Consider the following 13,358-nt stretch of genomic DNA (forward strand, 5'->3'; position numbering starts at 1 on the left):
CTTGAATACTACTGCGTTTGCACTATTTTTAATTATTGTTCTTGGTACGCTTGTCATAACCTATTTTGCATCGAAAAAAACGAAAAATGCGAGTGAATTTTATACGGCTGGAGGGGGATTAACTGGTTGGCAAAATGGTCTGGCCATTGCTGGAGATTATATGTCTGCTGCTTCATTTCTTGGTATAGCCGGAGCAATCGCATTAACTGGGTTTGATGGATTCTTTTATAGTATCGGTTTTTTAGTTGCTTATTTAGTTGTACTATATCTTGTTGCAGAACCGCTTAGAAATTTAGGAAAGTACACTTTGGCGGATATGATTGCAGCACGCTTTGATGCGAAAAAAGTTCGCGGAGTCGCAGCTCTTAATACGATGACGATTTCTATCTTTTATATGATTGCACAATTAGTTGGCGCGGGTGCACTTATTAAATTATTATTAGGAATTGAATATACGACATCTGTATTAATCGTTGGAACACTTATGACGGTGTATGTTATTTTTGGTGGTATGACAGCAACGAGCTGGGTACAAATTGTAAAGGCTGTATTACTTATGGCTGGTACGTTTATTATTTCTGTTATCGTTTTCGCAAAATTCAACTTCAGCGTGACTGAAATGTTCGCTCAAATGAAAACAGCTACACCATTAAAAGATTCATTTTTAAATCCAGGTGTAAAGTATAAGGATGGTCTTGATACACTTTCTTTAAATTTAGGACTAGTACTTGGTACAGCTGGATTACCACATATACTTGTCCGCTTTTTTACAGTACGTGATGCAAAAACTGCACGTCAATCTGTCGTATATGCGACGTGGTTAATTGGTGCATTTTATATTATGACGATTTTCTTAGGATTTGGTGCGGCGGCTTTTGTAGGAAATGAAGCGATTATTAAAGCGAACCCAGCTGGTAATATGGCGGCACCTTTATTAGCAAAAGCGTTAGGTGGAGATTTCTTATTTGCTTTCGTATCAGCAATTGCTTTTGCGACGATTTTGGCTGTAGTGGCAGGTCTTGTATTAACAGCAGCATCAGCATTTGCACATGATTTTTATAATGAGATCATTCGCAAAGGGAAATCAACGGAAAAAGAGCAAGTATCCATGGCTCGTTATGCATCTATTGGAGTAGCGATACTATCTATCATACTTGCATTATTTGCCCAAACATTAAACGTAGCATTTTTAGTATCATTAGCATTTGCAGTTGCAGCGAGTGCAAATCTACCAGTGATTTTATTTACAATATATTGGAAGCGTTTTAATACAACGGGTGCTATTTCCGGTATGATTGTAGGGCTCGTATCAGCAATTGTTCTCGTAGCGTTGAGTCCGAATGTTTGGAACCCTGTAGCTGGAAAAGCTATTTTTGTTGGGGAAGCGATATTCCCATATACGACACCAGGAATTATTTCAATTCCGCTCGGATTTCTTGCAGCATATTTAGGAACTGTTTTATCTAGTAAGAAAGAAGATGCAGCGAAATTTGATGAAATTCTTGTGAAATCTAATACTGGTCACGGTATTAGTGATGCGTCTTCACATTAAATAAAAGAGGAGCTTTTCGATAGATAAGAAAAGCTCTTTTTTCTTTTGTCATTTTCTTGTAAATATTACTGATTTGTAAGTAGGATTTGTCTTAATTTTGTGGAATGAAAATAGCAGGGAGAAATTTAAGTCATCATGGCACCAGCGCAGCTTTTGTGAAAAATAAGTTGTTATGGAAGGTGGAAGTAATGATGAAAACGAAGCAAACTGATGAATTATTAGCAAAAGATGAGCAATATGTTTGGCACGGAATGCGTCCCTTTAGTCCAAATAGTACAATGGTAGGGGCAAAAGCTGAAGGGTGCTGGGTTGAAGATATACAAGGAAAAAGATATTTAGATGGTATGAGTGGTCTTTGGTGTGTGAATAGTGGATATGGAAGAAAGGAGCTCGCAGAAGCGGCTTATAAGCAATTACAAACATTATCATACTTTCCGATGTCACAATCTCATGAACCAGCTATAAAGCTTGCTGAAAAGTTAAATGAGTGGCTTGGGGGAGAGTATGTTATTTTCTTCTCAAATAGTGGTTCAGAAGCGAACGAAACAGCTTTTAAAATAGCAAGGCAATACTATGCGCAAAAAGGTGAACCACATCGTTATAAATTTATGTCACGTTATCGTGGGTATCACGGGAATACAATGGCGACAATGGCAGCGACGGGACAAGCGCAGCGTAGATATCAATATGAGCCGTTTGCTTCAGGCTTTTTACACGTAACACCACCGGATTGTTACCGTATGCCTGGGATTGAAGGGCAGCATATTTATGATGTAGAATGTGTGAAAGAAGTCGATCGTGTTATGACGTGGGAATTAAGTGAAACAATTGCCGCTTTTATTATGGAACCAATTATTACAGGTGGGGGCATTTTAATGCCACCACAAGACTATATGAAAGCTGTTCATGAGACGTGTCAAAAACACGGTGCCTTGCTTATTAGTGATGAAGTGATTTGCGGCTTCGGTCGTACAGGAAAAGCATTTGGATTTATGAATTATGATGTGAAGCCAGATATTATTACGATGGCAAAAGGCATTACGAGCGCATATTTACCATTATCTGCAACAGCTGTGAAAAAAGAAATATATGAAGCATTTAAAGGGAAGGGAGAGTATGAATTCTTCCGACATATTAATACATTTGGTGGAAATCCAGCAGCTTGTGCATTAGCACTTAAAAACTTAGAGATTATGGAAAATGAAAATTTAATCGAGCGATCTGCGCAAATGGGTTCCCTTTTATTAGAGCAACTAAAAGATGAAATTGGGGAACATCCGCTTGTTGGGAATATTAGAGGAAAAGGTCTATTAGTCGGAATTGAATTAGTAAATGATAAAGAGACGAAAGAGCCAATTGATAACGACAAAATTGCAAGTGTTGTAAATGCTTGTAAAGAAAAGGGCTTAATTATAGGACGCAATGGTATGACAACAGCAGGGTATAATAACGTCTTAACATTAGCACCGCCGCTTATTATTTCAAGTGAAGAAATTGCCTTTGTTGTTGGAACGTTGAAGACGGCGATGGAACGTATTTAATAAATAGAGAGAGGAGCGAGCTGTAATATAAGGCTCGCTTTTGTTTAGTAGGAGGGGACTTTTAATGGATAAATATGATCCGAACAAACATTATCACATCGGATATTATGAAGACGGATATGATTTAGAAGTGACGGCGTACAAAAGAATAAATGAACCAGTTTGGGATGCTTATCTTCCGCACTATGAGGCAGACGATTTTTATAAGAAAGTGGAGGAAATGAAACTGGGTGAATATATAGATGATTATGGTATTAAGGTGTATTCATTTAGTAATGATATCAATGATGAAGAAGCACGAACTATTTTTGAAAAATGGTTAAAAAAGAACGAGATTGTTTAAAGATAAAACAAAAAGGAGATTGCTATCTTATAAAATAGCAATCTCCTTTTATTATAGTAAACTTATTTACTTGCTTTCATTGCTTTATCTTTTGCACCAAAAGTATATTTTAACATTGGTGGTGTAATCATTGTAGTTAAAATAACGACAATAACGATTGCTGTAAAGTAATCTTGTGCCAATAGACCTGAAGAAAGTCCTGTTCCTGCAATGATAAGTGCAACTTCACCACGAGAAACCATTCCAGCACCGATAATTGCAGAAGACTTAGCGTCAAATCCAGTCATGCGTGCACCAACACCACAACCAATTAGTTTTGTTAATACAGCGATTACTGTTAATGCTAGGATGAACCAAATTTGATTGCCAATACCGTCAAATGTAATATTCATACCGATACTAACGAAGAATACTGGAACGAACATAGCGTAAGCAATTGGTTCTACTTTCTTTTCTACTTCATGTTTGTAGTTTGTTTGAGAAATTGCAATACCAGCAGCGAAAGCACCGATAATACCAGCAATTCCTAATAATTCGCCAAAATATGCGAATGAGAAACAGATGATAAGAGCCGCGCTCACGATAGACTCAGATACGCGTAGTGGTGATAACCAGCGCATAATTGCAGGAACACCTTTCCATCCGATTAAAATAATAGAAGCGAAGAATACTACTTTCTTCAAGATAACCATTGTTAAGTTAACATCATCAGTACCTAAGAAGCTCATTGCGAATGCTAATAAAATAACGACAAGAATGTCATCAAATACAGCTGCGCCTAGCATAGTTGTACTTTCACGTGTTTTCATCTTTCCTAAATCGCGAAGTGTTTGAACGGAAATACTAACACTTGTCGCACATAGAAGTAATCCTAAGAATACAGCGTTTCCTTGTTCCATTCCCATAACAAGGCCGGAAACGTAACCACCTACGAATGGAAGAATGATACCTCCGAGTGCAACTGCTAAAGAAGAATTACGATTGGCGTTTAATTCTTCTAAGTCTGTTTCAAGTCCAGCCATAAACATTAAGAGAATAACCCCGACATTACTTAATTGAGTTAGAAGCTCTGAATTTTCAATCCAACCTAATACAGCTGGACCGATAACGATACCGACAATTAATTTACCTAGTACAGAAGGTTGACCTAATCTAACGCTAAGATCACCAGCAAGCTTTGTACTTAATAAAATAAGTGCAATTTGAAAGAAAAATTCGAATTCCATCTGATCCTCTCCTCGTCATTTTTAATTTTATCATACGATTTCTCGGAATTTGCCTAATGAAAATATGTAAAACCCATTAAACAAAAGGGTCTGATTACAAGTTCTTTTGAACTCGTAATTTGAACCTGTAATTAATATATAATAGATTTTATAAAAAATCAATGAAAAAATGGGAGCTTTTTGAGGAAGAAGCTGTCTTATTGGGATATAGGTGTAAGAGTAGTGTGTGAATTTTATATGTATAAAATAGTATGAAGTCCTTTTCCATTACAAATAATAAATTCTACATACTATTTCACAAACTATAACTGTGAAAGGGAGGTTTTATCATTTGAATTCATTAAAAAATAACTTGTCTATTGTTGCTTTAGGTGGAGTAAATGAAATAGGAAAAAATATGTATGCTATTCAATATGAAAATGATATTGTCGTCATTGATTGTGGGTCTAAATTTCCAGATGAAAGTTTATTAGGGATTGATTTAATAATTCCAGACGTCACATATTTGCAAGAAAATAAAGAAAAAATTCGCGGTTTAGTAGTAACGCACGGGCATGAGGACCATATTGGCGGAATACCATATTTTTTAAAACAACTAAATGTACCAATCTATGCAACAAAGTTAACGTTAGGTTTAATTGAAATTAAATTAAAGGAACACAATCTTCAAAATGATACGGAATTAATCGTTATTCATTCAGAATCAGAAATTGATTGTGGTTCTATTAAGGCAACCTTTTTTAAAACGAACCACAGTATTCCGGATTGTCTCGGTATTGTTTTTCATACACCAGAAGGTACTGTAGTACATACAGGTGATTTTAAATTTGATTTAACACCAGTAAATAATCAACATCCTGATATTCATAAAATGGCTAAAATAGGAAGTGAAGGTGTACTAGCTTTATTATCTGAAAGCACAAATGCAGAACGCCCAGGTTTTACTCCATCAGAAAGGTCAGTAGGAGAACGGATAGAGGAAATATTTATGAAAGCAAATAGAAAAGTAATTATTTCTACGTTTGCTTCTAATGTGAATCGTGTTCAGCAAATAGTTGAAGCATGTATAAAAACAAATCGAAAATTGGCTTTGCTCGGGAGAAGTATGGTAAATGTAGTAGAAGTTGCTCTAGAGAAAGGATATTTACATATTCCAGACGGCATGTTAATTGAAGCGAGTGAGGTAAATCGTTTAGATCCAAAGCAGGTAGCGATACTTTGTACAGGAAGTCAAGGAGAACCGATGGCAGCTTTAGCGCGTTTAGCGAGTGGAAACTATAGACAAGTGGATATTTTACCAGAAGATACGGTTATTATAGCCGCGACCCCTATCCCAGGAAATGAACGTAACGTTTCTCGAATTATCGATAATTTATTTGCATTAGGAGCAAAGGTGATTTACGGATCAGGTAGTTCTACTGGAGTGCATGTATCCGGTCATGCATATCAAGAAGAGTTGAAGTTAATGCTTACATTAATGAAGCCAAAATATTTTATTCCAATTCATGGAGAGTTTAGAATGCTACATCACCATAGTTTGTTAGCAGAATCAATTGGTATTGAAAAGGAAAATATCTTTATCGTACGTAATGGAGATGTTGTAGATATAAGTAATGAAGTGGCAATTCAATCTAGAAGAATACAGGCAGGAAATATATATGTAGATGGATTAGGAATTGGAGATGTTGGAAATGCATTATTACGTGATCGTAAACAACTTTCAGAAGATGGAATGCTCGTTATAGTTATTACTTTTAATAAAGTGGATGGAGAAATAATTTCAGGTCCTGATATTATTTCTCGTGGATTTGTCTATGTTCGTGATTCAGAAGAATTTTTAAGAGAATTAAATAAATTAGCTGTTATTACAATTAATAATTTAAAGAAAGAGAATGTGAATAGCTGGGGTATTTTGAAAAGGGAGGTAAGAGAAGCGTTAGGGAAGTATATATATACAAATACAAAACGAAAGCCGATGATTCTTCCTATAATAATAGAGGTTTAATAGTAAAAAAAGAATTCTCGTATGGGAATTCTTTTTTGTTTTGAAGACAAAATGAACATATAATGAAATAAATAGAAATGGAAGGAAATAAAAGATGTTATTAAATAAACGTTTTACAATTGGAGAAATGGCAAAAATGCATAATATCGCAGAATCTACATTAAGGTATTATGATGAAAAAGGAATTTTTCATCCGTCCATTGTTGATCCTCAAACGAATTATCGTTATTATACAATCGATCAATTTTCACTATTAGATACGATTAAGTTTTTACGCCAATTAAACATTCCATTAAAGGAAATTAAAAAATATATTGATGAAAGAAATCCAGCATACGCACTCAATTTACTGGAAAAACAAAAAGAGATGATGCTGAAGAAACAAAGAGAAATTGAGTATGCTTTGGCGAAAATGGAGCATAGAATTCATTTAATTAAGGAAGCAACAAAAGCAAAAGCTGAACAAATGGTAATAAAAGAGATCCCGCCGCGAAAAATTACAGCTATTGCGGTTGCTCCAAATACGACGGATGATATGTTTGAGTACTACATCCATTCGCTTCAAAAAAATATGAGGCAAATGGATGATAGTTTATTTTCTGGAGATATTGGTGTAACTGTTGCGAAAAAAGGTTTAATGCAAAATGAGTTTCAAGCATATAGCAGTGTATTTATTCTTTTGGATTATATGCCGTATGAAGTGCATACTTCAGATGAAATTAAAGAAGGTTTATATGCTTGTTCTTATCATCATGGACCATATGAAGAAACAGATGCAACGTACAAGGAGTTACTTACATACATTGATAAAGAAGGTTACGAAGTACATGGAGATTCGATTGAGATTGGATTGATTGATTGGTCTGTAACAGAAGATCCTGAGGAGCAAGTAACAGAAATTCAAATTCCTGTAGTAAAAAAATAAGATGAAAACCTTTGAATTGATTACAAATTTACATTCATTCATATAAGTCAGTTACCTATTTTTTAATTCTCTATTGACCTTAAAGTTACTTGAAGGTTTAAACTAAGAAAAGAGAGTTGAAAAAAAGGAGCATATTAGAGTATGGAAGCAACAGAAAAATTAAGAGAAAAACCAATTAAAAGTTTATTTATTTCTTATTTAATACCAGCAGTTCTTGGAATGGTATTAATGTCAGTGAATATTGTAATTGACGCGGTTATGATTAGTAGAGGAGTTGGGGCGAACGGTTTAGCAGGAGTGAACGTGGCTATTCCAGCCTTTTCGATTTTCTTCTCTATTTCATTATGGATTGGAATGGGCGGGGCAACGTTATACTCCATTGCATTAGGTGAAAATAAACGAGAAAGAGCAAGGTCTATTTTTACTCAATCAATGACGGTAGCAGTTGTTATCGTAGGGATTTTAGCAGCGATTTGCTTATGGAGAATAGAAGATTTAGCATACTTATTTGGTGCAAACGAAGTGATTCTACCATATGCGTTAGACTATTTACACGTATTATTAACATTTGGAATGATATACGTTTTAGAAAATATTTTAAGTACATTTATTCGAAATGATGGAAATCCTAATTTAGCGATGGCAGGTCTTGTTGTAACGGCTGTATTAAATATCGTGTTTGACTACATCTTTATTTTTATTTTTGGATGGGGCGTAACAGGTGCTGCTTCAGCGACTATTCTTTCGGCAGCGATTGGTTTCCTTGTATTATTAACTCATTTCTTTAGAAAAAGTAGTATCTTAAAGTGGACGAAATTCCATTTTGAATGGGATACTGTCAAACAAATTATGGTGATTGGTTTCCCAAGTTTTACAGCAGAAAGTACGGTTGCAATCGTAACGATTGGTTTTAATATCGCATTCGTCCAATATGCAGGAGAAGTAGGAGTAGCTTCCTATGCGATGGTGAATAGTATTCATGCAATGACATTACTATTATTCTTCGGTGTAGGTGCTGCATTGCAACCAATTGCTAGTTTCCATTATGGTGCAAACTTATCAGAAAGATTGCGTGAAGGATTGAAGTTTGCTGTGAAAATTGCAGTTGTCCTTGGAGGCGTTGCGATAATTGTCGGATTATTCTTCGGGAAATATATCATTGGTTTATTTGATGTTCAATCTCCAGAATTATTGGAGTTAACCTTAACAGGTATTAGTTTATTCTTTATCCAATACGTATTTTTAGGTTATAACATTGTGTATGGAGAGTACTTCCAATCAGTGCGACAAACGAAGAAATCAGTACTTATTATAATGAGCCGAGGATTACTATTTATTATTCCATTGTTATGGATTATGCCGAAATTATTTGGTATAAATGGAATTTGGCTCGTTATGCCAGTTGCAGAAGTAATGACAGCGGTTATCGTATTTACGATGAATCGTATGAAGCATCCTGTGCCATTAAATATGGCAGGAGAGAAAGAAGCGATATGATGAAGAAATCCCCTTAAGCAATTAAGGGGATTTTTTTATTCCTTTAAACTAATCGCAAAAGATCCATCCGTTTCTTGAACAGAAGCAAAGGCAACGTTTTTAATATTTGTAATTCCTTTTTCTTTTAATTCTTTATATAACCATTTTTCATCTTTATGTATTAACTTTAAGTTATCATATTGAATTTGTGAATCGACGATAAGTGCAATTGGTAATCCAGCATACTTAACATCTATGTTTAAATCTTTTGGAGTTAATGGTACAAGTTCTCTTTTTGGTAAAATACTAATAGCGCCGTTCGCTTCTAAAATAGCGTATTCAATTTCATGAACACTTGGATATCCTGCAACGCGAAGATTAGAAAGCAGTTCTGCAATGGGGTATCTACTTTTTTGTAAGTTCTCAAAAATAATATCACCATGTTTAATTAAAATGATAGGGTGTCCGAGAATAAAGCGATTTAGTTTGTTGAATAGGCTTAATTTTGTAAGGAGTAAATGTAAACATGTGATAACAACCATACCGAGAAATGCTTGTAAAGCACCAGAGACGGGTATGGCCTGGAAAGCTAAATAAGATAAAAAAATTATAGCCCCAAAATCATGAGGAGTTAGTTGCGCTAACGCGGATTTACCGAGTAACTTAAGCGATAGCAAAAATAAGATGAAAAAGAACGACACGTTACATAAAAAGAGAAGCAATAGAGACACTCCTTCGTGTAAAGTTGTACTTACTATTCCCGAAAGTAATATAAATATTACCTTTCAGAGGATAAATTAGGGTTTATTGGAATTTGTCTGTATACAAACAAATAAATGGATATTATCATGAAGGAAGTAAAAGAAAATAGGAGTATATGAATATGAGAAAGAAGAAAATAATGAAGGGCATTTTAGTTGTTATAATGATTTGCGCCGTGTATGCGGGGTTTTTACAATATCACATTTATAAGCATGGGCATATGAATGCAACATACGATGCTGATTACATAATTGTACTAGGATCGAAAGTAAATGGGGCGAAACCATCTTATTCATTGCAATATCGTATTGATAAAGCAGCTGAATATTTAAAATCACATGAGAAAACAATCGCTATCGTATCTGGAGGACAAGGAAAAGGCGAAGACATTTCAGAAGCATTAGCAATGAAACAAGGACTAATAAAACAAAATATCGCAGAAGACCGCATTATAATGGAGGACAAATCTACGAGTACAGATGAGAATATTACATTCTCAAAACCGTTAATTCCAGCCGATATGAAAAAAGGTATGATCGTAACAAACGATTTTCACATGTTTAGAGCGAAAAAAATAGCGGCCAAACAAGGTTTACAATTAGAAGGTCTTCCGGCAAAAACACCGAAACCAATCATCATTCCATCGAATGTACGAGAATATTTAGCAATTACACAGTATTGGTTTATGAATCGAATATAGTGAAAGTGATCCCGTCTGAAACTTCAGGCGGGATTTAGTTTGAGGAAAATCTTACAAATATGTCACGTTCGTGAAAGGTAAAGCGATAGTTTCTAGAATGATTTCCTGACATAATGAAGGTAACAAAAACTATTTAGAGGTGAATCGGATGAAAGGAAATAATATTTTATCTTCGTTATGTTACTTTAGTATCTTTTTTGCACCATTTTTACTACCAATTATCGTGTACTTTATTGCAGAAGATGAAGTGAAGTATCACGCGAAAAAAGCATTTTGGTCACATGTTTTCCCATACGCAATCTTATTTGGAGGACTAGCAGTATCAGGCATGTACGGTTTAGGTTTCAATCAATCTGACGGTGCTGGAATTGGAATGGCTATCACATATGCAGTGTTCATTCTTGTAGGAATTTACTACTTCATTTGGAATATCGTAAAAGGTATTAAAGTTTTGAAAACGGCGTAATAAGATAAGTATAATTTCATTTACCGTATTGATAAACGTTTTAATAAAGGAGCAATTCAAAAAGAATTGCTCTTTTTGTGCTTATAAGTTGTGAAAATTGAAAAAGATATGTTAATTTTTCATTATGAAGAGAAAAAAGGAGTGACTTTCATGAATGAGATGATACATAAGATGGAGCAACATGTTTCAGTTCGTAAATATAAAGAAGAATCAATTCCGAAAGATGTAGTAGAAAAGATGGTGCATGCTGCGCAACATGCAGCTTCATCACATTTTGTACAGGCGTATTCTGTTATATATGTAACAGATCAGGAATTAAAGGCTAAACTAGCAGAGCTATCCGGAAATCGCCATGTGAAGGACTGTGCAGCATTTTTTGTTTGTTGTGCAGATTTAAAACGACTTGAAATTGCATGTGAAAAACATGGTACAGAGATAAAGCATGAGGGAGTAGAAGACTTTATCGTTGCGACGGTAGATGCATCACTTTTTGCGCAAAACTTAGCACTAGCGGCAGAGTCATTAGGCTACGGTATTTGTTATATTGGTGGTATTCGTAATAATCCGAGAGAAGTGAGCGAATTGCTTCATTTACCGGATAAAGTATATCCTGTATTCGGAATGACAGTCGGTGTACCAGATGAAGAACATGGAGTTAAACCACGTTTACCAGTAGCAGCAGTTCTTCATGAAAATGGATATAATGAACAGAAATATGATGAATTACTAAATGAATATGATGAAACGATGAGCGCGTATTACAAAGAAAGATCATCAAATCAAAAAAACGTAACGTGGACGGAATCAATGAGTTCATTTATGTCCAAAGAAAAAAGAATGCATATGAAAGAGTTTTTAAGTGAAAAAGGTTTAAATAAGAAGTGAGTAAAGAGGCAAACCTGTGATGTGGGTTTGCCTTTTTTGGAAGGAGAAATACCTAAGGCCAGAAAGTTCTTTATTCTTTCTGAACTTAGGTATTTTGTTTGTTATCATATACATAGAAATAAAAATTAATAATTTTTTACAAAAGTGATAGGAAAAGAGAATGAAATGCCAATAGTAAGTAAAAGCAGCTGCTAAAGGGGAACTGAGGAAGGAAGATGCTTATGATTTTCAATTCTGAAGAGGATTTAATTATAGCTATGAAAAAACATGATCAAGATGCTTTGAAAGAAGTGATTGATTAATATGGAAAATTAATTTTGTACATTATTCATAAATCATTAAGTACCCCTATTGAAAAACAATATGTGGATGATTGTTATAACGATGTATTTACTGTCATTTGGTTTAATATCGACCAATTTGATAATGATAAAAAGCGGCATAATAGCCGCTTTTTATCGTTATCACGTTTAAAAATATATCATGATATTTCATTCGAAACCTAATTCTTAATGCATAACCTAAAGCAACTTCTATAATAAATGCAAACTTTCAATAAGAAGATACATACCCGTACAACTTAAAAGGATATACGTAAATATTTTGAAAATCCGTTGATTAAGCCATTTGAAAATAATTTGACCTATAAACAAACCTAAAAATAAAATTGGAATGGCATAAAAACTTGATTCCCAAATGGTTTTGTTTGTGCCAGTAAAGAGTATTTGAGTTACTAGACTAATGAAATATATAAACAGATAAAAAGCTAATGTAGTTGCTCTTAACTTCTCTTTTTCAGTATTAGTTCCTGTAAAATAAAGTAACAGGGGAGGACCTGGCATACCGATACTTGTCGTTAAAAGACCAGATAATCCACCAACTATGAAATCTCTAGATTGTGTTGATCTAACCTTAATTTTGCATATTAGCAACAATGTTAATAGTAAGAGTAGGATGCTAACTGCTAATTTAAAAGTGTTTATGTTAACGGAAATGAAGATTAAAATACCAAAAGGTACACCAACTATACTTCCCAAAATAAACCTTTTCAGTAGAACAAAATCAACGTCCATTCTTATTTTCCAAATGAGTGAAATGGAGATAATTAAAGATAAAATAATGTTTATTTGTATAGCTTCTTGTGGTAAAAATAACATAAGTAAGAAAGGGGTTGCCATTATGGAAAAGCCAAAACCTGTACTTGCTTGCAGAATAGAAGCCACTAATATAATACATATGAAAATGAATGTGATACCCAAAACAGCCCTCCTCTTTAATCAAGTTTAACTAGTTGAAGTCTCTTATTTAAGTGCAAACTTTCACAAACTTATTTATATTTTAACATAAATATCTAGTTTTTTCTCAAATAGTGTTGCCATATAAGGATCATTAACTAAAAAATTAGACTGACATTTTTAAGCAATTTTATTATTGGGAAACAAATAATGAATGGGATCTCAGTGAATAATCTATTGAT

Annotated in this window: 12 protein-coding genes and 1 pseudogene; 10 read left to right on the forward strand and 3 right to left on the reverse strand. The window is 34.3% G+C overall.

What is annotated here, in order from left to right:
- Position 1 precedes the first annotated feature (1 nt).
- The 3 genes from DN403_RS10965 to DN403_RS10975 all read left to right on the forward strand — a co-directional run bounded on the left by DN403_RS10965 (position 2) and on the right by DN403_RS10975 (position 3,436).
- Positions 2 to 1,552: a solute symporter family protein gene (locus tag DN403_RS10965; protein ID WP_001098235.1), complete on the forward strand. Its 1,551-nt coding sequence runs from the start codon at positions 2 to 4 to the stop codon at positions 1,550 to 1,552.
- A 191-nt stretch (positions 1,553 to 1,743) separates the two neighbouring features.
- Positions 1,744 to 3,093 (forward strand): aspartate aminotransferase family protein, encoded by a 1,350-nt coding sequence (locus tag DN403_RS10970; RefSeq protein ID WP_000850964.1) that lies wholly within the window; start codon positions 1,744 to 1,746, stop codon positions 3,091 to 3,093.
- Positions 3,094 to 3,157: 64 nt separating this feature from the next.
- The gene (locus DN403_RS10975; protein WP_000362149.1) at positions 3,158 to 3,436 is read left to right on the forward strand and encodes a DUF3986 family protein; all 279 of its coding nucleotides are present in this window, start codon (positions 3,158 to 3,160) and stop codon (positions 3,434 to 3,436) included.
- A gap of 62 nt (positions 3,437 to 3,498) precedes the next feature.
- On the opposite strand, the gene DN403_RS10980 is transcribed toward DN403_RS10975, so the two are convergent.
- Positions 3,499 to 4,662 (reverse strand): cation:proton antiporter, encoded by a 1,164-nt coding sequence (locus DN403_RS10980; RefSeq protein WP_000393904.1) that lies wholly within the window; start codon positions 4,660 to 4,662, stop codon positions 3,499 to 3,501.
- Positions 4,663 to 4,993: 331 nt separating this feature from the next.
- On the opposite strand from DN403_RS10980, the gene DN403_RS10985 reads away from it, so the two are divergent.
- From DN403_RS10985 to DN403_RS10995, 3 genes are all read left to right on the forward strand, one after another.
- Positions 4,994 to 6,667 (forward strand): ribonuclease J, encoded by a 1,674-nt coding sequence (locus DN403_RS10985; RefSeq protein ID WP_001086700.1) that lies wholly within the window; start codon positions 4,994 to 4,996, stop codon positions 6,665 to 6,667.
- Positions 6,668 to 6,761: 94 nt separating this feature from the next.
- Positions 6,762 to 7,592, forward strand: a complete 831-nt coding sequence (locus DN403_RS10990; RefSeq protein WP_000925909.1) for a MerR family transcriptional regulator — start codon at positions 6,762 to 6,764, stop codon at positions 7,590 to 7,592.
- Between the two features lie 141 nt (positions 7,593 to 7,733).
- The gene (locus tag DN403_RS10995) at positions 7,734 to 9,089 is read left to right on the forward strand and encodes an MATE family efflux transporter (protein WP_000388391.1); all 1,356 of its coding nucleotides are present in this window, start codon (positions 7,734 to 7,736) and stop codon (positions 9,087 to 9,089) included.
- A 35-nt stretch (positions 9,090 to 9,124) separates the two neighbouring features.
- On the opposite strand, the gene DN403_RS11000 is transcribed toward DN403_RS10995, so the two are convergent.
- A complete protein-coding gene (locus tag DN403_RS11000; RefSeq protein WP_000923922.1) occupies positions 9,125 to 9,790 on the reverse strand; it encodes a DUF421 domain-containing protein in 666 nt (221 codons plus the stop codon).
- Between the two features lie 161 nt (positions 9,791 to 9,951).
- On the opposite strand from DN403_RS11000, the gene DN403_RS11005 reads away from it, so the two are divergent.
- The 4 genes and pseudogenes from DN403_RS11005 to DN403_RS31715 all read left to right on the forward strand — a co-directional run.
- Positions 9,952 to 10,530 carry a YdcF family protein gene (locus tag DN403_RS11005; protein ID WP_001227675.1) on the forward strand — a complete coding sequence of 193 codons (579 nt, stop codon included), beginning with the start codon at positions 9,952 to 9,954 and terminating at the stop codon, positions 10,528 to 10,530.
- A 148-nt stretch (positions 10,531 to 10,678) separates the two neighbouring features.
- Entirely contained in the window at positions 10,679 to 10,996 is a 318-nt protein-coding gene (locus tag DN403_RS11010) for a magnetosome magnetite crystal formation protein family (RefSeq protein ID WP_000678034.1), read from the forward strand.
- Positions 10,997 to 11,146: 150 nt separating this feature from the next.
- Positions 11,147 to 11,881 carry an oxygen-insensitive NADPH nitroreductase gene (gene nfsA / locus DN403_RS11015; protein WP_042597510.1) on the forward strand — a complete coding sequence of 245 codons (735 nt, stop codon included), beginning with the start codon at positions 11,147 to 11,149 and terminating at the stop codon, positions 11,879 to 11,881.
- A 215-nt stretch (positions 11,882 to 12,096) separates the two neighbouring features.
- Positions 12,097 to 12,357, forward strand: a pseudogene (locus DN403_RS31715) (RNA polymerase); the annotation flags it as partial.
- A gap of 57 nt (positions 12,358 to 12,414) precedes the next feature.
- Here the strand turns inward: DN403_RS31715 and DN403_RS11025 are convergent.
- Entirely contained in the window at positions 12,415 to 13,140 is a 726-nt protein-coding gene (locus DN403_RS11025) for a sulfite exporter TauE/SafE family protein (RefSeq protein ID WP_000513087.1), read from the reverse strand.
- Between the last annotated feature and the right edge of the window lie 218 nt (positions 13,141 to 13,358).

It is taken from the genome of Bacillus sp. AY2-1 (genome assembly GCF_008368965.1).
In the GTDB taxonomy this organism is placed as follows: Bacteria; Bacillota; Bacilli; order Bacillales; family Bacillaceae_G; genus Bacillus_A; species Bacillus_A thuringiensis_S.